The 18,950-nt window shown below is 69.8% G+C and carries 20 protein-coding genes, 1 other RNA gene and 2 pseudogenes; 10 read left to right on the forward strand and 13 right to left on the reverse strand.

Annotated elements, in window-relative coordinates:
• Window positions 1-47 precede the first annotated feature (47 nt).
• Window positions 48-515 carry a lamin tail domain-containing protein gene (locus AB0I94_RS01660; protein ID WP_363307352.1) on the forward strand — a complete coding sequence of 156 codons (468 nt, stop codon included), beginning with the start codon at window positions 48-50 and terminating at the stop codon, window positions 513-515.
• Between the two features lie 198 nt (window positions 516-713).
• Here the strand turns inward: AB0I94_RS01660 and AB0I94_RS01665 are convergent, their stop codons facing one another.
• Together AB0I94_RS01665 and AB0I94_RS01670 are read right to left on the reverse strand one after the other, a co-directional pair.
• Window positions 714-1,757 (reverse strand): aldo/keto reductase, encoded by a 1,044-nt coding sequence (locus AB0I94_RS01665; protein ID WP_363307353.1) that lies wholly within the window; start codon window positions 1,755-1,757, stop codon window positions 714-716.
• 128 nt (window positions 1,758-1,885) lie between these two features.
• Entirely contained in the window at window positions 1,886-2,209 is a 324-nt protein-coding gene (locus AB0I94_RS01670; protein WP_363307354.1) for a nuclear transport factor 2 family protein, read from the reverse strand.
• A 145-nt stretch (window positions 2,210-2,354) separates the two neighbouring features.
• On the opposite strand from AB0I94_RS01670, the gene AB0I94_RS01675 reads away from it, so the two are divergent.
• Together AB0I94_RS01675 and AB0I94_RS01680 are read left to right on the forward strand one after the other, a co-directional pair.
• A complete protein-coding gene (locus tag AB0I94_RS01675) occupies window positions 2,355-2,900 on the forward strand; it encodes a DoxX family protein (RefSeq protein WP_363307355.1) in 546 nt (181 codons plus the stop codon).
• Window positions 2,901-3,239: 339 nt separating this feature from the next.
• A complete protein-coding gene (locus tag AB0I94_RS01680; RefSeq protein WP_363307356.1) occupies window positions 3,240-4,010 on the forward strand; it encodes a class I SAM-dependent methyltransferase in 771 nt (256 codons plus the stop codon).
• Window positions 4,011-4,026: 16 nt separating this feature from the next.
• Here the strand turns inward: AB0I94_RS01680 and AB0I94_RS01685 are convergent, their stop codons facing one another.
• On the reverse strand, window positions 4,027-4,968 hold the full coding sequence (locus AB0I94_RS01685; RefSeq protein WP_363307357.1) for an aminoglycoside phosphotransferase family protein: 942 nt from the start codon (window positions 4,966-4,968) through the stop codon (window positions 4,027-4,029).
• 150 nt (window positions 4,969-5,118) lie between these two features.
• Between AB0I94_RS01685 and AB0I94_RS01690 the strand changes: the two genes are divergently transcribed.
• Window positions 5,119-5,856, forward strand: a complete 738-nt coding sequence (locus tag AB0I94_RS01690) for a hypothetical protein (protein WP_363307358.1) — start codon at window positions 5,119-5,121, stop codon at window positions 5,854-5,856.
• 21 nt (window positions 5,857-5,877) lie between these two features.
• Here the strand turns inward: AB0I94_RS01690 and AB0I94_RS01695 are convergent, their stop codons facing one another.
• Window positions 5,878-6,282, reverse strand: coding sequence for a hypothetical protein (locus AB0I94_RS01695; protein ID WP_363307731.1), 405 nt, complete (start codon window positions 6,280-6,282; stop codon window positions 5,878-5,880).
• 367 nt (window positions 6,283-6,649) lie between these two features.
• Here AB0I94_RS01695 and AB0I94_RS01700 point away from each other — a divergent pair.
• The 3 genes and pseudogenes from AB0I94_RS01700 (at window position 6,650) to AB0I94_RS01710 (ending at window position 8,391) form a co-directional block, all read left to right on the forward strand.
• Window positions 6,650-7,591 (forward strand): annotated as a pseudogene (locus AB0I94_RS01700) (glutaminase).
• Between the two features lie 273 nt (window positions 7,592-7,864).
• Complete coding sequence (locus AB0I94_RS01705; RefSeq protein ID WP_363307359.1) at window positions 7,865-8,137, forward strand: type II toxin-antitoxin system Phd/YefM family antitoxin; 273 nt, start codon at window positions 7,865-7,867, stop codon at window positions 8,135-8,137.
• A complete protein-coding gene (locus AB0I94_RS01710) occupies window positions 8,134-8,391 on the forward strand; it encodes a Txe/YoeB family addiction module toxin (protein WP_363307360.1) in 258 nt (85 codons plus the stop codon). The genes AB0I94_RS01705 and AB0I94_RS01710 overlap by 4 nt, the downstream gene beginning before the upstream one ends.
• A 34-nt stretch (window positions 8,392-8,425) precedes the next feature.
• Here AB0I94_RS01710 and AB0I94_RS01715 read toward each other — a convergent pair whose 3' ends face one another.
• Window positions 8,426-10,552, reverse strand: a complete 2,127-nt coding sequence (locus AB0I94_RS01715; protein ID WP_363307361.1) for a tetratricopeptide repeat protein — start codon at window positions 10,550-10,552, stop codon at window positions 8,426-8,428.
• Window positions 10,549-10,959: a hypothetical protein gene (locus AB0I94_RS01720; protein WP_363307362.1), complete on the reverse strand. Its 411-nt coding sequence runs from the start codon at window positions 10,957-10,959 to the stop codon at window positions 10,549-10,551. The genes AB0I94_RS01715 and AB0I94_RS01720 overlap by 4 nt, the downstream gene beginning before the upstream one ends.
• Window positions 10,960-11,187: 228 nt before the next feature.
• Here AB0I94_RS01720 and AB0I94_RS01725 point away from each other — a divergent pair, with 228 nt between their 5' ends.
• Both AB0I94_RS01725 and AB0I94_RS01730 read left to right on the forward strand, forming a co-directional pair.
• Window positions 11,188-11,457: a hypothetical protein gene (locus AB0I94_RS01725; RefSeq protein WP_363307363.1), complete on the forward strand. Its 270-nt coding sequence runs from the start codon at window positions 11,188-11,190 to the stop codon at window positions 11,455-11,457.
• A complete protein-coding gene (locus tag AB0I94_RS01730; RefSeq protein WP_363307364.1) occupies window positions 11,450-12,085 on the forward strand; it encodes a DUF6879 family protein in 636 nt (211 codons plus the stop codon). The genes AB0I94_RS01725 and AB0I94_RS01730 overlap by 8 nt, the downstream gene beginning before the upstream one ends.
• Here AB0I94_RS01730 and AB0I94_RS01735 read toward each other — a convergent pair.
• From AB0I94_RS01735 to AB0I94_RS01745, 3 genes are all read right to left on the reverse strand, one after another.
• Entirely contained in the window at window positions 12,080-12,919 is an 840-nt protein-coding gene (locus AB0I94_RS01735) for a hypothetical protein (protein ID WP_363307365.1), read from the reverse strand. The two genes, AB0I94_RS01730 and AB0I94_RS01735, sit on opposite strands and share 6 nt — an antisense overlap.
• Before the next feature lie 152 nt (window positions 12,920-13,071).
• The gene (locus tag AB0I94_RS01740) at window positions 13,072-13,275 is read right to left on the reverse strand and encodes a DUF397 domain-containing protein (protein WP_363307366.1); all 204 of its coding nucleotides are present in this window, start codon (window positions 13,273-13,275) and stop codon (window positions 13,072-13,074) included.
• The gene (locus AB0I94_RS01745; RefSeq protein WP_363307367.1) at window positions 13,272-14,102 is read right to left on the reverse strand and encodes a helix-turn-helix transcriptional regulator; all 831 of its coding nucleotides are present in this window, start codon (window positions 14,100-14,102) and stop codon (window positions 13,272-13,274) included. The genes AB0I94_RS01740 and AB0I94_RS01745 overlap by 4 nt, the downstream gene beginning before the upstream one ends.
• A 162-nt stretch (window positions 14,103-14,264) precedes the next feature.
• On the opposite strand from AB0I94_RS01745, the gene AB0I94_RS01750 reads away from it, so the two are divergent.
• Complete coding sequence (locus AB0I94_RS01750) at window positions 14,265-14,939, forward strand: ATP-binding protein (RefSeq protein WP_363307369.1); 675 nt, start codon at window positions 14,265-14,267, stop codon at window positions 14,937-14,939.
• Window positions 14,940-14,986: 47 nt separating this feature from the next.
• On the opposite strand, the gene rnpB is transcribed toward AB0I94_RS01750, so the two are convergent.
• From rnpB to AB0I94_RS01770, 4 genes and pseudogenes are all read right to left on the reverse strand, one after another.
• Window positions 14,987-15,396, reverse strand: an RNA gene (rnpB, locus tag AB0I94_RS01755) — RNase P RNA component class A.
• A 121-nt stretch (window positions 15,397-15,517) separates the two neighbouring features.
• Window positions 15,518-16,297, reverse strand: a pseudogene (locus AB0I94_RS01760) (DMT family transporter); the annotation flags it as partial.
• A gap of 19 nt (window positions 16,298-16,316) precedes the next feature.
• Entirely contained in the window at window positions 16,317-17,252 is a 936-nt protein-coding gene (locus AB0I94_RS01765; protein ID WP_363307370.1) for an AraC family transcriptional regulator, read from the reverse strand.
• Window positions 17,253-17,402: 150 nt separating this feature from the next.
• On the reverse strand, window positions 17,403-18,845 hold the full coding sequence (locus tag AB0I94_RS01770; protein WP_363307371.1) for an RNB domain-containing ribonuclease: 1,443 nt from the start codon (window positions 18,843-18,845) through the stop codon (window positions 17,403-17,405).
• Between the last annotated feature and the right edge of the window lie 105 nt (window positions 18,846-18,950).

An 18,950-nucleotide genomic window follows, 5' to 3' on the forward strand; every position in this document is an offset into this window, starting at 1 on the left:
GTGCCCTCCACGAGAACTCCATATTCCCAGCACTCTCGGAGCACACTTTGCGCATACGTTCCGCGGCCCCGGCCGTCCTCGCCGCAGCCGCACTCGCGGCCCCTCTGCTCGCCGCGTCCCCGGCGACCGCGGCCGCGCGCCACCAGGGCGGACTGCACCTCGGCTACATCCAGTTCGACAGCCCGGGCCGGGACACCCGTTCCAACTCCTCGCTGAACGCGGAGTGGGTGAACATCCACAACAGCTCCGGCTCGGCGATCCAGCTCAAGGGCTACAAGCTGAAGGACAACACCGGCTACACGTACACCTTCGGCAGCTACAAGATCGGCGCCGGCAAGACGGTCAAGGTCCGCACCGGCAAGGGCACCAACGCGTCCGGCGTCCGCTATTGGGGCCGCGGCTCGTACGTCTGGAACAACACCAGCGACAAGGCCCGCCTCATCAAGCCGAGCGGTTCGCTCAAGGACTCCTGCTCCTGGACGAACAGCAACCCCGGTTACAAGAGCTGCCACTGACGGCACACGGGCCACTGACGGCATACCTGCCACACCTGCCGCTGTGCATGGGGGAGGGGGCAGGGCAGCCGCTCCGTGGCGGCCGGCGGGGCCCGCGGCAAGCCGCGGGATGGGCCGGCCCCACGGAACGGCTGCCCTGTGACATGACGCCCCGCGACAGCCGCCTGGGCCCCGCCACGAAGGCCCGGCGAACTGCTCCTACTCCCCGGCCGCCTCGCGCACCCCGCCCAGGATCCGCTCGACCTCCCCCAACTCGTCCGCGGTCAGCGGCCCGTGCTCCAGCGCGCCCACGTTCTCCTCGACCTGCGCCACGGTCCGGAACCCCGGGACGGGCACGGCCAGCGGGCTTCGGGCCCAGAGCCAGGCGAGCGCGCCCTGCGCGAGAGTCCGCCCGCCGCCGGTCAGCACCGACCGCACCGCGTCCACCCGCCCCAGCCACTCGGGGTCCGCGCCCCCGCCCGTCCCGAAGCCCGGCAGCCACGCGGGCGGCGCGCTGCGGATGTCCCCGGCCCCCGGCACACGCCCGGCGCCGAACTTCCCGGTCAGCAGTCCCATCGCCAACGGACTCCGCAGCACGCTCGCGAGCCCCAGCTCCGTACAGAGCGCCAGCATCTTCGGCGCGTCCTGCAGCACATTGCAGCGATGCTGGACCGCCGTACAGTGCGGCCCCTCGGCGAACAGCGCCGCACGGTCCGGGTCGTCCGTGCTCCACCCGTAGGCCCGGATGAGCCCCTCCCGCACGAACTCCTCGCAGGCGTCCCGGAGTTGGGCGGCCCGCTCCGGTTCCGCGTCGCCGATGTGCAACTGGTAGAGGTCGATGTGGTCCGTGCCGAGCCGCTTCAGCGAGGCCGTCAGCGCACGGCGTGCGTACGCGACCGAGTCGTCCGCGCCCCCGACCGCGGTCCGCGTCTCCTCGTCGAAGAGGTTCCCCCACTTCGTGGCGATGACGACGTCGTCACGGCGTGCGCCGAGAGCACGCGCCAGGACGCGCTCGCTGTGCCCGGTCCCGTAGTTGTCCGCGGTGTCGAAGAAGGTGACGCCGAGGTCGACAGCCCGCCGGATCGCCCGTACCGACTCCTCGTCGTCGACGGCGCCCCAGCCGTACGGCTGCCCGTCGGGGCCCGACCACTCGCCGCCGATGGCCCAGCAGCCGAGGCCGAGCGCACTGACCTCGATGCCGCTGCGCCCCAATGTCCTGCGTGTCGTCGTCCTGTGTGTCGTCGTCCTGCGAGTCGTCTCCATGCCGACGGACACTAGGAGTTGAAGCGCACGCGAAGACAAGACCTACGCGCCCACGGTTACAGGCCGTGGGTCTGAGGCGGTGGGTCTGAGGCGGTGGGTCTGAGGCGGTGGGTTTCAAGCCGTGGGTCTCAGGCCTGCCCCGTCTCGAACCGGGTGACCTTCCCGCCGTCGACGGTGAACTGCCACTTCGTCCGCATCTCCCCCCACGTGTCGTTGCGGTACGTGACGATCAGCGCGCGTCCGCCGTCCGACTCGTTCTCCACCTCCATGTGGCCGTTCGAGGAGAAGATCTCGCGGTCCGCCCAGTCGGCGACGTTCCGCTCGGAGCCGTCGTCGGACATGGTCACGTCCGGCGCGAGGACAGCCTGGAAAGCGGCCTGGTCATGGGCGTTCACGGCGGTGACGAAGGCTCGGACCGTCGGGTCGACGAGCCGGTTTACCTGGGTGCTCATGCACTCACCGTCACACCGCCGGCTCCGCCTCGCCACCGGACGTGGTCACCCGTACGGCCGCTCGAGCGGGGTGCGCGGCCGGGCCCTGACGGACGGTGGTGAGGGAAAAGAGACTCCCCTCCCCCGGCCCTCAGGAGACAGCGCCATGACCTCTTCCTGCTTCGACCGACGCGACCTGGGCCTTCTGCTGCTCCGCGTCGGAACCGGCGGTGTCCTCGCCGCCCACGGCGCCCAGAAGCTTTTCGGCTGGTTCGGCGGCCACGGCATCGCGGGCACCGGCGCCTTCATGGAGTCCATCGGCTTCGCGCCCGGCAAGGCGAACGCCGTCGTCGCCGGGCTCGCCGAGGCGGGCGGCGGCACCCTGCTCGCGCTGGGCCTCGCGACCCCCGCCGCCGGTTCCGCGGCGGCCGGTGCCATGGCCGGGGCGACCGCGGTGCACGCCCCCAACGGATTCTTCAGCCAGGCCGGCGGCTACGAGTACCCGGCGTTCCTCGGCATGGTCGCCGCCACCCTCGCCGTCACCGGCCCCGGTGCCTACTCCCTCGACCACGCGCTCGGCCACTCCTTCAACCGCAACTGGATGGTGCCGGCGGCCCTGGCGGGCACGGCGGTGGGGGTGCTCGTCTCGGTGGGTTCGCGGGCGAAGAACGTACGGGGTCAGGAGAGCGCGTCGAGGGCGGACGAGACCTGACACGGGCCGCCGTGGCGAGCCCTCGTCGTCGGGACGGCACTCCGGCTGCTCGTGTACAGGGGCGGGACCGCCCCGGTCACGCCGGTCATGCCGGTCATGCCGGTCATTGGGCAGACGGCCCTGGTCGATGAGTAGGGGGCGGCGTCGCGCGGAGTCGCGCGAGAGCTGGACCGACTCGGCGTGTCTGTACGGCGTCTTGTGCCGCATGCCGACCGGGGGACGCAGGCCCGGAGGCGGCGCCCCGGCGCAACGAGTCCGGCGCCCCGGCGATCAGCCGCTGCCGCATCGCCGCGAAAGTCACTGGTCCCGAGCGGAGTCGACCGGTTAACGTCCCCGATCATGACTGATGCCCCCGCCCAGAACCTGCCGCCCCGCCTCACCGGCCTGACCTTCCACGGCCCGCTCTCCGAGGCGCGGGCCACGCGCCTCGTCGAGCGCGTCACACCGGGCACCGGCTCGGTCCTCGATCTCGGCTGCGGTTGGGGCGAGTTGCTGCTCCGCGTCCTTGAGGCCGCCCCGGACGCCACCGGCGTGGGCGTCGACCTGTCGGCCGATGACCTGGCCAGGGGCCGTGCCGCGGCCAAGGAGCGCGGTCTGGCCGAGCGCGTCTCCTTCGTCGAGGAGTCGGCGACGGACACCACCCGCGGGCCCGCCGACCTCGTGCTCTGCCTGGGCTCGAGCCACGCGCTCAGCTCCGCCGAACCGCCCGGCCACACCGAGGCGGCCCTGCGCGCCCTGCGGCGTCTGGTCACTCCCGGCGGGCGCGTCGTGCTCGGCGAGGGGTTCTGGCAGCGCACGCCCACCTCCGACGAACTCGCCGGGATGTGGCCGGGCGCCCACACCGGCGAACACCTCTTCCTCGGTGACCTCGTCGACGCGGCGATCGCCGCGGGCTTCCGTCCCCTGTGGGTGGAGACGGCGAGCACGGAGGAGTGGGAGGAGTTCGAGTCCGGCTACCGCACGGACGTGGAGGAATGGCTGGCCACCCACCCCGGCCACCCGCTGGCCGCCGAGACCCGCGAGAAGGTCGACCGTCAGCGCTCCACCTGGCTGCGGGGCTACCGCCAGGTGCTCGGCCTGGCGTATCTGACCTTGATGCCGGTGGGCTGAGGGCGGCCTTTCGGGCTCAGCCGTCGCCGCCGTCGAACCACGTCCGGGCCAGCGCGTCGAGCGTCGGCTCCGGCGGGGCGGGCAGCTCCCGCAGGTACCAGGGCAGGCTGCTGTAGACGTGGAGCAGGGTGTGCGCGAGGAGTTCGCGCGGCTCGAAGGTGCGGCCGTACGCCCGCATGAACCGGCCCAGGAGACCCGGCTCCGCGCGCGTGACGAAGAGGCCGACGCCCACGAAGTCGTACGCCCTGTCCCCGATCATGGCGGGCTCGAAGTCGAAGAGCCCGGTGAGCCCGAGCCGCCTCGCCCCGCCGACGGGGCCGACCAGCAGATGCCGGCGCATGAACTCGGTGTGCAGGAGGACCCGCGGCGCGTCGGCACGCAGCGGCACCGCGTCCAGGAAGTCGGGGATCTGCTCCACCCAGCTCTCCGGCAGCCCGAGCTTGCGCTGCCGCGCGACGGCCCCGGCCCGCTGCCTGTCCAGGAAGGCTCCCCAGTCGCCGGGACCGAGCACATCGGTGAGGGGCCCCGGATCCAGTGCGTGCAGCGCGGCCAGCGCCTCGCCGGCCTCGGTGACCAGCCGCTCCCGGTCGGCGCGCGGGATGCGCGGCCAGGCGGCGGCGAGGTCTTCGCCGGGCAGCCGGGACATCAGCACGTACCGCCAGCCGTTCTCGTACGCCCCGGACGCGTGCACCCGCGGTGTGGGAACGGGGAGTTGGCCCTGGAGACGGCTCAACACCCGCTCCTCGACGAGGCCGTCGTCGGCGACCGCGCCGGGGAAGAGCTTCAGCACGAGGTCGTCTCCGACGGCGTAGACGGGCTGTGTCCCTTCCGTGAACCGGTCGAGGGGCGCTCCGGTGAGGCCGAGGCGGTGGCACAGGTCCTCGACTCCCGGCCGCATGACGGCTTCGTCGGGGACGACGATGTCCCATTGCTCGTCGGTGTCCACGGCGGGCAGCATGATCGGCACGGTAGGAGAAGGCGCGGGCGGCGGCAACGCATTTATCGACGGCTCGGCGCGGTCCCACAGCCGCGATACCGACCGAAGTCTGCCCACCCATCGACTTTCGGCGGCTGCCCCGCGGCCACGCGCTCGCCTAGCGTCGCGAACATGACCAGCGAAGAGAGCCTCGGCAGCCCCGTCCCGCTCAGCAAGGGCCGGACGACGGTCCTCGGTTACCCGCGCGGTGACCTGCTGACCATCCTCATCGGCATGCCGGTCCTCGGTCTCCTGCTCGGCATCGCCCTGCCGCCGCTGGCCCGTTGGCTGACCGGCCTGCCGGTGCTGCCCTGGCGGGACGGCATCACGTTCGTCGGGTCACTGGACAAGCCGTGGCAGACGGCGATCGTGTCGGGCGTCGGTCTGGTCGCCGGGCTCCTCATCGCCGTCACGGAGCACGTCGAGACCCTGAAGCTGCGGCTGACCGACCAGGAGCTGGTGGCCGAGCAGCACGACCGGACGCGGACCATGGAACGCGCACGCGTTTGCGCGGTGTTCCTGGACGGCAAGGAACTCGTGGTCTTGGACGAGACGTCACGCGAGTTCGTCAGGGGCGTCCACAAGACACCGGCTCCGGCCCTGGCCAGGGCGTTTCGCTCGCACGGCTACCCGTGGCAGGACGCCGACCCGCACGCGGCCCTGTTCCACCGCTGGATCCCCGGCGCCCCCGGCCTGCCCGCCGAGGCGCACGCGGTCCTCGCGGCACGGAAGGCCGCGCTGAAGAACAAGGTCGCGGAGGACGCCCGGGACCTCGCCGAGACGATGCAGGGCCTGGGATACGTCGTACGGGACGAGGGCAAGGGCCAGTACTGGCGCCCGCTGGCAGGGGATGCCGGCGGGCACCAGTAGACGACCGCCAGAAGGTGACCGTCAGAAGACGAACGGACCGGGTGCCTGCGCAGAGGTGGCGTTGCAGGTCACGGTGATGCCGAGGACCACGACCTGAAGCGACTTGCCCTCCAGGCTGTCGCCGGTGGCGACGGTCCCGTCGAGCGGCCCGGTGGACACCTCGCCGCCCGCGGGAATGGCCGGGTTGGAGCTGCCGATGAAGGTGGTGCTGTCCGTTCCGTTCTTGGTGAGCGTGAGCGTCGAGTCGACCGAGCCGGCGGCGATGTCGATGGGGGCGCTGATCGCGGAGGTGGAGACGCTGATGGTCGCGGCGGTCCCGTCCTGGGTGGCCTTGAGCGTCGCCGAGCCCGAGCCCCAGGTACCGCAGTCGAACGAGATGGTGGCGGTGTCCGGGGTGACCGCGGTGGCGGTGGGCGCCATCACCATGGCGCCCACGGCGACGAGTCCGACGCCCAGGGCCGACCCGGTACCGAGCCTGCGGAGCCCGCCGAGCCCGCCGAGCCTGTCGGTGCCGAATCTGCGCTGTGACCTGCCTGTTGCGCGAATGTCATGCCTCATGGGGGTCCTGCCTTCAGGTGGGGGGAACGCGAGGGAACTCAGGTGAACTGACGACTGACGACTGCCACTAGCGATCGGCAACTAGCGACTACTGACAGCCAACTGACGCCCAGTCAGCACCCTGTACCGCATTGAGGCACGACTTACCGGAGGTAACAAGGGTCGCTCGCGAACTTGTTGACATGCTACGGCCAAATCCGGCCGCGACCCACGACGCCGGGCATCCGGGTGCAAAATGGCGATCATGACCTCGCCCCGGACGCCCCAGACCTATCAGCCGGTCCTGGACCGCATCGCGGCCGAGATCGAGAGCGCGCCGGGACGCGGCAGGCCCGCCGACTACATCCCGGCGCTCGCCGCCCGCGACCCGCGCCGGTTCGGCATGGCCGTCGCGGAGCCGGACGGCACGGTGTACGGGGTGGGCGACTGGCGGCAGCCGTTCTCCGCGCAGTCCATCACCAAGGTGTTCACCCTCGCGCTCGACCTGGCACACGAGGGCGACGCCCTCTGGGACCACGTGGGCCGCGAGCCTTCCGGCAACCCCTTCAACTCGCTCGTGCAGCTGGAGTACGAGAACGGCATCCCGCGCAATCCCTTCATCAACGCGGGCGCGCTCGTCGTCACCGACCGCCTCCAGACCCAGACCGGGGACGCGGCGGGCACCCTCCTGAACTTCCTGCGCGCGGAGAGCGGCAACGACCGGCTCACCATCAACGAGAGCGTCGCCGCCTCCGAGTCCGCGCACGGGGACCGCAATGCCGCGCTCGGCCACTTCATGGCGTCGTACGGCAACATCGGCAATCCGGTCCCGGTCCTCCTGAACCAGTAATTCCGCCAGTGCTCCGTCGAAGCGTCCTGCGCCGACCTCGCCCTGGCCACCGGCTTCCTGGCCCGCCACGGCATCCGCGCCGACGGCACCCGCCTGCTCAGCGGCAGCCAGGCCAAGCAGGTCAACGCGATCATGCTTACCTGCGGGACGTACGACGCGGCGGGCGACTTCGCCTACCGCGTAGGGCTGCCCGGCAAGAGCGGCGTGGGCGGCGGCATCATCGCCGTCGTCCCCGGCCACTGCACGCTCTGCGTATGGAGCCCGGGCCTGGACGAGCGGGGCAACTCGGTGTCGGGGGTGGCGGCGCTCGACCGCTTCACGACGCTGACGGGGCTTTCGGTGTTCTGAGGCGCGCCTCGGCGGAGCGCTGTTCAGTGAGTTCCAAGTGAGCGAGCGTGGTGCGCGGGCGGCGAGCGCTGCGACCGCGACAGCGGGGGGCTCAGGCGAGCGCGGCGACGGTGTCACTGTCGGGCTTCACCGTGTCGGTGCCGGTGTTCTCGTGGGGCCGGGGCTGCAAGTCCGGCTTCACGTCATCGGTGTCCGCGGCGCCCCATTCTCGTACCAGATTTGAGTACCACTGTGGTACCGTTTTTCCGTACTACAAGGAAAGAGGTGTCGCAGATGACGATAAGTGCCAGCGAGGCCCGCAAGGACCTCTTCCCACTCATCAAACGCGTCAATGACGACCACATCCCAGTGCGCATCAGCTCCAAGAACGGCGACGCGGTAATGATGTCCGCCGAGGACTACGACTCCTGGCAGGAGACCGTCTACCTGCTGCGCTCTCCCGCCAACGCGCGAAGCCTCATGGAAGCCGTCGCGCGGGACAGGGCCGGCGAGACTGTGGTCACCAAGACCATGGATGAGCTGGAAGAGCTGGCGGGTGACGGGTGAGGAGCGTCCACTTCGACCCGGCCGGGTGGGAGGACTTCCTGTTCTGGCTCGGTTCGGACCGTTCCATGGCCCGCCGGATCACACGGCTGATCGCGGAAATTCAGCGCACCCCCTTCACCGGCATCGGCAAGCCGGAGCCCCTCAAGGGCGACCTGTCCGGCTACTGGTCACGCCGGATCAACGACGAGCACCGGCTCGTCTACCGGGTGGACGAGAAGGAAGTCAAGATCCTCAAGGCCCGCTACCACTACTGAGGCCACGTTCCTCGTTGCGGCACACGCCGACATCTCACCGACCCGACCGGTACGTATCCAGGAGCTGCCGACCCGCGACTGTGAAGGGGTGCTCGGGGCCCAGGCCGCGTTCCCGCCGCGCGACAACGTCGGCCATCAGCTCGATCGCCTCATCGACGTGGCCGAGCGCCGCCCGAGTCCGGGAGAGCAGTTGCCGGGCCGCCAGGACGATCGGGTACTCCGGCCCGAAGCGCCGCACATACGCGTCGGCGACCAGCCGGATCTGACTGTCGGCCTCGTCGAACCGGCCGAGGAGGTACAGCGCCCACGCATGGTTGTGTCGGGCGCCCAGGGTCACCGTGTGATCGGGCCCGAGGATCCGTTCGCACTCCGAGGGCAACGAGAGCAGTGCACCGTCCTCCTCGGTGACCACCTCACTCGCGGGCAGCATCTCCAGCAGGCTGGCGCGGGCGCGCAGGGTCAGCGGATGCGTCGGGCCCAGCGCCGAGCGCCGGCCGGTGACGGTGACGCCGAGCAACGCGACCGCCTCCTCTCGCCTCCCGAGGTTCGCCAGTACGAGTTGCAGACCGTAGGAGGTGTCCAGGGTGTCGGGGTCGTCGGCCCCGAACAGCTCCCTCTGCCTGGCACGGACGCCACGGAGCAACGACTCGGCCTCAGCGAACCTGCCCAGCCGGAACAGCGCCCGCCCGGCCCGGGAACGAGCGGCCAGAATCATGCGGTCATCCGCGCCGAGCATTCGCTGCGCAAGGTTCGCAGCGGTTCGGGAGGTCTCCCAGGCCGAGAGGTAGTCACCCGTCCGGTGCAGGGCGACCGACAGCCGCGTCGCCACTGCCAGGGCGTCGGCAGCGGCAGACGGCTCGCCGATACGCCGCAGTATGGCCAGCGCATGCGGTACCAGCAGGCGCAATCGCGGCTCGTGCGGCCCGGCGTCGGGTACGCCGGGTACGGCCGCGTCGAGCAGCCGGACGGCCACGGCTTCGAGAGCGGGGATCAGTCCGGCGGGGGTCGCCGCGGAGACGCTGTCGAGCAGGACGCCATGGCTCTGCACGCAACGCGTGCCGACGACGTCGACCAGCTCGGACAGCGACTGGTCGAGCAGGGCCCTCAGAGCCGTCTCGGTACGGGCCCGGGCGAGGACGTCGCCGATGCCCTCGTGGTTGAGCAGGGCAAGCGGCAGGGGTTCGGCGGCGAACCGGGCCAGCAGCCTGAGCAGGGCCACCGCTTCGGGCAGCCCGCGCGCCTCGAACGTGTCGAGTGTCAGCTGCCAGGTCAGGCCGACCAGATGCCGCGGGTCCGCTTCGGACAGCGCGTCGGCTCCGCGGTCGATCAGCTGAACCCGCTCGTCCTCGTCGAGGTGGTGTCCGTAGGCATCCATCGTCCAGGGGTCGAGTACTTGGTGGGAGAGGAAGCCTCCGGCCAGGGTGAGGGCGAGCGGCAGACGCCCGAGCCGGTCCGCGACCCGCGCCGCTTGCTCCGTCGTACCACTGTGCGGAGCGAGGTCGCGCAGCACGAGCGCGGCGTCCTCCCGCGGCAGTACGCCGATGTGCTGGAGCTCGGCTCCCGGCCACCAGCGGGCCGCCGCTCGGCGTGTGGTCACCACGACGATGCCGCGTGGGCTGGTACGCAGCCAGCCGTCCCGCAGGATCTCCGGCTCGTCGGCGTTGTCGAGGACCAGCAGCCAGGGCTCGGCGGAGCGGTCGAGATGCTGCCAGACGAGATCGGCCGCGGGACGGAGGCCGTTGCGGGCGGCCAGCAGTTCGCCGTCGCCTGCCCCTCGGTCGGCGGCCACGGCCAGCATGCCGCCGCGCAGGCTCGCACGGTCGGCGACGTTGACCCACAGAGCTGCCCGGCCCTGTTCGCCGGCAACCTCCTGGAAGAGGGTGCACGCGACCGCCGTCTTACCCGCGCCGCCCATGCCGTACAGCACGTAGACCTCGCCGCCGCGCCCTGCCGCGACGCTTGCCCGCAGGCGTTCCATCACCTCGCTCCGGTCACGCAGTACGACGGGAGGCCGCCCCACTGCCGGGCGGCGAACCGAGTCCGGGCCACTGGAATCGGGGCCGTCACCGCCGTAGTGGTGATGCTCGTTGATGTGCTGGTCGCCGGATGTCTGGAAGACCCGTCCACGGTCCTCGGCGCGACCGTCCATCCCACCCGTCATCGCTCTTCGATGTGCTGGTCTCGTCCCGCTTGGTAGACCCGGGCCTGGCCGGAAGCGGTGGCGTGCTGGGTGACCTGTCGGGCCACCGAGCCCTCAGGGTCGAGTTCGTCCAGGAGCCTGCGCAGTTCTTCGGCGGCGGCGGGCCGGGCGACGATCAGGCGACGTACGAACCCCTGCCACTGCAGGCGCAGTTCGTCCAGAGTCTCCTGGTCGCTCGCCGCCACGGCAGCCAGCACATCCTCGCGGCCTGCCTCTAACTCGGCGACCACGATCTCAGCCCGTTCGGGTTGCATCCGACGCCAGAGCTGCGTGAACCCGTCACGCGTGCGCTGCCAGGCATCTGCCGCCATCAACGTGACCAAGGTGGTTCCCGCGCTCTGTGCGAGCGACGTCAATGCCGGGTCCACAGCAACCCCTCCGTTCACCCGATTTACCGACAACACAGCAGAAAAAACGTGCCTGTCAGGCATTGGCATGATTTTCTTTCCAATCAACATCATTCCACCCCCGAACAGCGCGAAACAAGGAGGAGTCAATCCTCGCCATTACCCTCACAGAGCTGCCCTGACACATGGTCAGGCGATCCCATTGCACGCTACAGTGAAGCTACCCGACCCATCGAGGGGGAGACGATAATGGTCAGGCCATGGGAAGCGGATCCGGACACGACTTTCAAACAGCGCCTGGGAAAATCACCCCAGGAACTCGGAAATACAACCGGAACTCCTGACTGCCCGGACATCTGGGAACTCGCCAACGGAGACATCGCCGTCATCGGCCGCGACCTCACGGAATCGCTCGCCAAGAACCTGCCCGACGGGGTCTCGATCGGGGCGGACGAACGCCTCGTGGTCATCCCCAGGAACATGCTCGTCGCGGCGAAACCGGACATCCCCAGTGTTTGATTCCTTCCCCGCCGGTGCCCCTCAGCGCATGGATCGCCCTACGTACCATGCGGATCTCAGCAGGGTCTACACCAGCGGCATCGACTTCCTGAACAAGCTCGAGCGCGGACAGCACTTCGAGGAACGCGGCTTCGCCAGCTGGGAGGCCTTCGCCGCGGGCGACTGGAACAGGGCCCTGTCCTTGGCCGGCGAGGGCCGCCAGGACTACGCACAGGAACTTCGTCGGGCCAGGCAGCTGGGAGTTCCACACCGCCGCCTCCGCGTGGTGGAATTCCCGGTCACACCGTACGTGCAATGGGAGTTGTTCGTCCTGCGTGTACGCGTGGAACTGGGCGACGACATCAAGATCCTCGACGCCCGGACCATTTCGAACATCGAGCAGAGTCGCCCGGTTCCGGAAGTGGTAATCCTCGGCGATGCGGTGATGTATGAGGTCGTATACGACGATTCCGGAAACCCGGATGGAGCCAACCGTTACACCGACCAGTCACTGATCCGGGAAACCAACCTGGGGTTCGACGCGCTCTATGAGCGCGGTGAGGATTTCCAGGAATTCTTCGCGCGGGAGATCGAACCACTTCCCCCACCCAGAGTCGCTAAGAGCGGGGCGCCATACTCACCGTCATAGGCGGTCATGCGGCTCAGCGTTTTCTCCGGCATCAGACTCTTCGACTTCTTCGGCTTCCACATCTACATCGACGTCCACAACTCGGTACGTCGGCTTCGTCAGCTCCAAGCTGGACAGGTGCTTCTTGAGGCGCTTGGCCATGGGAAGGTAGGTCGCGAGAGTGAGCCCGCCAGAGACAACCGCCCCGACGACAGGGATGGCCTTCGAGACAGTCTTCGCGAAGGACTGCTTCGTCATCTGAACACCGATGTAGCCTGCGACTCTTTTCACTATGGGGTAGATGACGCCCTGGGTGAGCGCCTTCTGGGGCAGCTTCTTGGCGACCTGTTCCGCCATCATCCCCGCGACTTTCCCGACAGCGGCGTTCGCCGATTGGGCACCGAACATCACGCCGAAGAACAGCGTGAGCACACCCATGGTCGCGTCATCGACGTCATCGCCCTCGTCGGAGAACAGATCGGGCCAGCTGTAGAGGTAGGCGAGTTTCTGCGAGATACGCAGCATGTGGCCGAAGTACTGGGCCATGTCAGCGGGCACGGTGGCAGGAAGGGCGATGATGCCCGGTATTCCTGCAGCGGCGGACAGAGCGCTGACCTTACCGGTTTCATAGCGGATGGAGTCACTGGCCGCTTTATCGAGAACCTCGACAGTGATACCCGCCGCCGCGGGGGTCTCTTCGATCGCTCTTCGGATGTCGTCCTCGGAGCAATAGCGCGCCAGCGCTCTTCGAAGGTATGCCGCCCTGTCGATGCGTACGCCGGGAAGCCTTGCTGCGCCTACCAGCACTGCGGAGAAGCGCGACTCGGGGTTCTCTGCCACTTTGCCCTGTTTCATAGCAGAAAACTACAGTAACTCTGCTCTCAAGTGGCCATGTTGAGCGCGCCAGTTGGGGCCTTCTCGTGTGCGTGCCGGGTAGCGGGCAAGCTGGCCTCAACACACGGCCAGGGCCCTCGGCAAGCAGACGCTTGCCGAGGGCCCTGCTTCTGTCAGAGCGCCGCGAACCCGACGAATGCGGTCCATGCCGCGGGTTCGACGGCCAATGCGGCACGGGCCGCATCCTTCGAGTCGCGGACGTGAACCCTGCCAGGGCGGGCAGCGACTTCGACACACTGACCACCCTCAGCGCCGCTGTAACTGCTCTTGACCCAGACAAGCACAGGTGCAGGACTGCGCTTTGCTTCAGCGTTCATCTCTCTCCCAACAGCTCCTCGATGAAGGCCAGGGACTCACTCGGGGTGAGAGCCTGCGCTCGGATAATTCCATAGCGCGCGGACAGCGCATGGACCGAGTCTCGCTCTGTAACCAGAGTGCTCCGACCTTGAGCCTCCATGTACCCGACCGGTTGCGCCTGCCCTGGCGTAAGCAAGGTGAACGCGCCATCGACACCTGCGTTGTCCTGGCGGTCGAGCGGCATCACCTGAAGCTCGACATTCCGCTTCTGGCCGAGCAAAAGCAGTCGCGCGAGCTGTCCGTGCCACACCTGCTCACCGCCGAGCGGCCTTCGCGCAACTGGCTCCTCCATGACAAAACTCAACAACGGTGCGGGCCACCTGTCGAAGATCCCCTGTCGTGCAAGTCGCGCGGCAACGCGCTGCTCGATGGTCGCCTCGTCCAGCAACGGGCGCCGCATCCCCAGTAGAGCCCGCGTGTACTCCTCCGTCTGCAACAAGCCATTGACCACGTGAGTGTCGTACACACAAAGCTCGACCGCCTCGGCTTCCAACCTAGCCGCGTCCCGGAAGAACGCCGGATACTGAGCCCGAGCCACCTCCTCCTTGCTCGCGCACAACACCCCACCCGCCTCCAGTACCTCATCGACCCGGTCGATGAACTTCGGCGGCGGAATACGTCTGCCCTGCTCGAACGACGCAATCGTCGAGGCCGAGTACCCGGTCAGCGACCCGAGCCTCGCGCGGTCCATGCCCGCCCGCTCGCGGAACAGCTTCAACTGTCGCCCGAACACGTACAACATGCCCGTCCCGACCTCGTACTCCGGCTGCTGAACCTCGTCGTCCACGCTGCGGCTCCTCTCGTACAACCGCCCCAGCCAGGCAACTCAGAGCTCTGGAGCCGGTCACGCCCAACACCACGTACAAGCGCACCGCGTACGTGTACAGGCCGCACTCGTCAGCGCATCGCTCCTGTTCAACGCTACGCACGGTAGGCAACCGTTGACATCATGAAGTCAGCAACTCCCCCGAACGGGCATATGCCACAACGCCTCGCTCCCGAACGCGAGTTCGCGATGCGCTTCACCTCAACACCTCGTGGCGCCCGCCTCGCCCGCAGACTCGTCTCGCACCGCCTCAATGACTGGGGCTACCCGTACACGACTCCCGCCAACGAGACGCTCACCCTCATCGCCGCAGAGCTCGCCGCCAACGCGGTACGTCACGGGACAGTCCCCGGCCGGGACTTCCACCTCCAGCTCACCCAGGCCGACGACATCTGCCGCATCGAGGTGAGCGACACACGCGCCGAGAAGCAGCCTCCGTCTGCTCCCCCAGTCACGGACTCCGCGTCCGAGTCCGGTCGCGGCCTGCTTCTCGTCGCCGCCCTCTCTGACGCCTGGGGCGTCACACCTCGTCGGGCGGCCCCGGGCAAAACCGTGTGGGCGGAGCTGCGCGTACAGACTGAGGGCCACCCGCAACCGCACCGGGTGGCCCTCAGCCCAACGGAATCCGCTCGGGCTCGCCCTGCTGTCCACCAGCAGGACCAGCAGGACCAACGAGATCGACACCGGTCAGCCGCTGGGACGGATCAGCCGCTGGACAGAGACGAGCAAGGGCCCGGCCCCCGCGCGGACGCGGGGGCGGGCCCTTGTCTCCCAGCACCGCCCGTTGAGGAGAGGTGAGCGGGAGCGCGCAGAGTGGGAGTGCACGGAGTGCACAGTGATAGCGGCAGACGAGTCGGGCTGTACGCCGGGTTCTGTCGCCCGGTCGCCTCGCGGCGGCCGGGGAGACGGCCATCCATCTAGGGTCCGCATTGCTGCGGACCTCGTGCGGTCTACCCGCGGACTCGGGCGGGCAGCCCTCAAACGTCCGCGCAGAGCGCTTTTGACGGCGCTCCTTTTGACCTTGCTCCAGGTGGGGTTTACCTAGCCGCCTGAGTCACCTCAGGCGCTGGTGGTCTCTTACACCACCGTTTCACCCTTACCGAGGGCCGAAGCCCCCGGCGGTCTGTTTTCTGTGGCACTGTCCCGCGGGTCACCCCGGGTGGCCGTTAGCCACCACCTTGCCCTGTGGAGCCCGGACGTTCCTCGGGAAGAGCCCCCGGTGAGGGGTGCTTCACGCGGCCGTCCGCCCGGCTCGTCTGCCGTGCCGACCATGCTACCCGCCGGGAGCCCGCCCCCTGCCCCGCCGACCCCGCCGTCGCGAGGAACGAGCCCGCCAGGATGAGCGTGAAGGCCGCCACCACGCCCGCCGTCAGCGGTTCGGAGAGGAACGCGACGCCTGCCGCCACCGCCACCGCCGGGTTCACGTAGGTGAAGACGACCGCCCGGGTCGGACCCGCCTCCCGGATCAGTTCCAGGAAGACGACGAAGGCCAGGGCCGTGCAGATCACGCCCAGGCCCGCCAGGGACGCCAGCGTCTGGGTGTTCGGGACCTCGGAGGGCCAGGTCATGGCCGCCGGTACGGCGTAGACCACGGCCGCCAGCGTCAGACATGGGGCGATCAGTTGGAGCGTGGGGACCGCCTTCAGGTGGCGGGCCACGATCAGCGGGGCGATCGCGTAGCCGAGTGCCGTGATCAGCACCTCCGTCAGGGACCACGCGTTGCCGCCGGTGAGGTGCGGGACGGTGAGGACCGCCACTCCCCCGAGCCCGAGGCCGAGCCCCGTCAGGCGGCGCGCGCCCAGCCGCTCCGTGTCGCCGAAGAAGCGGGCGAGTACGGCGCCGATGATCGGTACGGCGGCGATCAGCAGACCCGCCGTGGAGCTGGAGAGGTGGCGCTCGGCGTCCGTCAGGGTCCACCACGGGACAAGGATCTCGATGCAGGCGAAGGCCAGCATCGGCTTCCAGTGGGCGCGTACGACCCGGTGCATTCCGCCTTGCCGTATCGCGAAGGGCAGGAGCAGCGCGGCGCCGAGCGCGCAGCGGGTGAAGACCACCATCGTCGGCGAGAGGTCTTCGACCGCCACCTTGATCATCAGATAGGGGATGCCCCAGAGGACGCCCATGAGGGAGAAGAGGAACCAGCCGCGTGCAGTCATGCGTGCAGTGTCGGTTCGTTCAACGCGTGACGTCTTGAACGCTGTTGCGGTACGCCGCCGGGGTCACCCCGAGTATCCGGCGGAACCACCGCGTCAGGTGCGCCTGGTCGGCGAAGCCCACGAGGGACGCCACCTCCGCCGGTCGCAGTCCCGCCTCCAGGAGCGAGCGGGCCCGCTTCACACGGTGCTGGGCGAGCCAGGCGTAGGGCGGCATCCCCATCGACGTACGGAAGGCGCGCAGGAGCTGGTAGCGGGACAGGCCGAGCGGTGCGGCCAGGTCGGCGAGGGAGGGCGGGGCGAGGAGTTGGTCCGCGAGGCGCTCGCGCACGGCGCGGGCGATGTGGTCCGCGCCGGGGATCGTGTCGCACAGGAGCCGGGCGGTGCCGTGTCTGCGGGCGAGGGCGGTGAGCAGCCAGGGGACACGCGACTCGGCCTCCAATGCCTCCAACGGGGCGGCGCCCGCGCTGAGTTCGGTGTGCGCCGTGCGCAGGGCGGCGGCCAGCTCGGGGTCGTTCATCACCGCGTCGCGGAAGTACGGCGCGGTCACGGTGCCCTCGGCGAGGAGGGACGGTGCGGGGTACATCGCCCGGTAGGCGTAGCCGCCGTGCGGGCCGGGGCCGCCGGTGTGCACCTCGCCAGGAGCGAGGACGACGATGGTCCCCGGGCCCACGTCGAGGCGACCGCCCCGGTAGTCGATGACCTCGGACCCGCCGACGCACACCCCGACGGTGAATTCCTCGTGGTAGTGCGGGGCGTACCGGTGCTGGTCGAAGCGGGCGGTGAGGAGGTCCAGGGGCGGCGCGCAGGGGCCGAGGCGGGCGCGGGTCCAGACGGCGTGCTCACGTCCGCCGCTGTCGTGCGGTGTTCCGTGGCGGCCTCCGCTGTCGTGCGGTGTTCCGTGGTGGTGGCCGCCGTGCGGTATGCCCTGGTGGTCGCCCTGCGCATCGCCGTCCATGACCTGCCTGCCCCTCGTTCCCAAAGTCCCCGCAGTCCGGAGTTCTCGGCGCCCCCGGAGTCCCCTCCGGGCCTCCTCCGAGCCTTCTCCGAGCCCTCGCAGGAGTGCAACGCCCGCGCGCCCAGCTTCCATGCCACACCACGCCATGCGTCACGCAGGCGCGAACTGCGCTTTCGCCGTCCCGGGGTCCGCCTGCGTGAGCCGCACCCGCAGCCGCTCCCCCAGCGGAAGGCCGCCCGTACCGCCCTTGATCCGGGCGACGATCGCGGGGTCGGTCAACTGGACGGTTCCGACTTCCGGTTCGCGCTCCCGCACGTCCACCACCACCGCGTCGAAGATCTCGCCGACCCGGTCCTTGAGCAGGGCGGCCTCGACGAGGTCCACGCACTCGCGCTCCACGGTGTTGCCGCGCCGCGTCCCCTCCTCCATCTCCTTGGGCAGCTCCGGCAGCGCGGCGAGCACCCACTGAGGCGGCTCGTCCCCGGCGGACGCGGCCAGGCACAGCTCGGAGGCGTACCGGTCGACGAGGCGGCGGAGCGGGGCGGTGCAGTGGGCGTAGGGGGTGGCGACGGCCGCGTGAGCGGTGAGTTCCGGGACGTGGCCTCCGCTGAACGCCATATAGCCCGCGCCCCGCAGGAGCGTCGTGCACTCCTGGAGGAACGCGGCGTGGTGCGGCAGGCGCGGGTCCAGGGAGCGGACGAGCTCGGCGTACGGGACGTGGTGCGGCCAGTCGACCTTCAGGGCCTTCGCGGTGCGGCGCAGGCGGCCGACGGCGCCGTCCGGCGCGGTCGGCAGGGTGCGCAGGATGCCCGCTCCCGACCCGATCATCAGCTCCGCGGCCGCCATGCCGGTGAGGAGGGAGATCTGGGCGTTCCACCCGTCGGCGGGCAGAGGGGCTCGGAAGGCGAGTTCGTACGCGCCGTTCCGCTCGAGGATCTCCTGCTCGGGCACGTTGAGGGAAATGCCTCCCCGCTCGGCCTCCAGTCGCTCACGCAGCCGCCCGATGTCGCCGAGCAGCGCGAGCGCCTCCTCGGCGGTACCGCCGTCGATGGCCTGCTGCACGCCGTCGTAGTCGAGCTTGGCGCGGCTGCGTACGAGGGCACGGCGCACGTCGGTGGAGACGGCGCCCCCGTACGCGTCGAGGTCGATCGTCCAGAGCACCGCCGGGCAGTCCTGGCCCGGCAGCAGGCTGGCCGCGCCCTCGCTCAGCGCGGTGGGGTGCAGCGGCACCTTCTCGTCCGGGAAGTAGAGGGTGGTGACGCGCCGATGAGCCTCCGCGTCGAGTGGCCCTCCGGGCGTGACGTACGCGGCGACGTCGGCGATGGCGTACCGCACCCGGAATCCGCCGCCGTCCCGCCGGGACAGGTGCATCGCCTGGTCCAGGTCGACGGAGGTGGGCGGATCGATGGTGAAGAGAGGGATGTCGGTCGCGTCGTACGCGGGAAGGCGCGGGGCGGCGACGGCCCGCTCGGCGTCGGCGAGGACGTCCCCCGAGAAGCCCTCGGCAACCTCCAGCTTCGTACGCAGCTCACGCAGCACGCCCCGCAACGGAGCTTCGGCTGCGCCGGTCACACGGAGATGGCGACGAGGCATGGGACGAGCGTAGGGCGCGGGGGGCGGGGTGGCACGGTGGGAGGAGCGCATGCCCACCTCTCTCGGACGTTTACCCTGGCCGGGGGCCGCATCCCCCTTTCGTTC

The organism is Streptomyces sp. NPDC050147, from assembly GCF_040660195.1.
Lineage (GTDB): Bacteria > Actinomycetota > Actinomycetes > Streptomycetales > Streptomycetaceae > Streptomyces.

Coding starts and splice junctions, on each gene's coding strand:
- AB0I94_RS01665 (WP_363307353.1), bottom strand. CDS start 1,757: ATGGAGACGACTCGCAGGACGACGACACACAGGACGACGACACGCAGG.
- AB0I94_RS01670 (WP_363307354.1), bottom strand. CDS start 2,209: ATGAGCACCCAGGTAAACCGGCTCGTCGACCCGACGGTCCGAGCCTTC.
- AB0I94_RS01675 (WP_363307355.1), top strand. CDS start 2,355: ATGACCTCTTCCTGCTTCGACCGACGCGACCTGGGCCTTCTGCTGCTC.
- AB0I94_RS01680 (WP_363307356.1), top strand. CDS start 3,240: ATGACTGATGCCCCCGCCCAGAACCTGCCGCCCCGCCTCACCGGCCTG.
- AB0I94_RS01685 (WP_363307357.1), bottom strand. CDS start 4,968: ATGCTGCCCGCCGTGGACACCGACGAGCAATGGGACATCGTCGTCCCC.
- AB0I94_RS01690 (WP_363307358.1), top strand. CDS start 5,119: ATGACCAGCGAAGAGAGCCTCGGCAGCCCCGTCCCGCTCAGCAAGGGC.
- AB0I94_RS01695 (WP_363307731.1), bottom strand. CDS start 6,282: ATGGTGATGGCGCCCACCGCCACCGCGGTCACCCCGGACACCGCCACC.
- AB0I94_RS01705 (WP_363307359.1), top strand. CDS start 7,865: ATGACGATAAGTGCCAGCGAGGCCCGCAAGGACCTCTTCCCACTCATC.
- AB0I94_RS01715 (WP_363307361.1), bottom strand. CDS start 10,552: ATGACGGGTGGGATGGACGGTCGCGCCGAGGACCGTGGACGGGTCTTC.
- AB0I94_RS01725 (WP_363307363.1), top strand. CDS start 11,188: ATGGTCAGGCCATGGGAAGCGGATCCGGACACGACTTTCAAACAGCGC.
- AB0I94_RS01735 (WP_363307365.1), bottom strand. CDS start 12,919: ATGAAACAGGGCAAAGTGGCAGAGAACCCCGAGTCGCGCTTCTCCGCA.
- AB0I94_RS01740 (WP_363307366.1), bottom strand. CDS start 13,275: ATGAACGCTGAAGCAAAGCGCAGTCCTGCACCTGTGCTTGTCTGGGTC.
- AB0I94_RS01750 (WP_363307369.1), top strand. CDS start 14,265: ATGAAGTCAGCAACTCCCCCGAACGGGCATATGCCACAACGCCTCGCT.
- AB0I94_RS01765 (WP_363307370.1), bottom strand. CDS start 17,252: ATGGACGGCGATGCGCAGGGCGACCACCAGGGCATACCGCACGGCGGC.
- AB0I94_RS01770 (WP_363307371.1), bottom strand. CDS start 18,845: ATGCCTCGTCGCCATCTCCGTGTGACCGGCGCAGCCGAAGCTCCGTTG.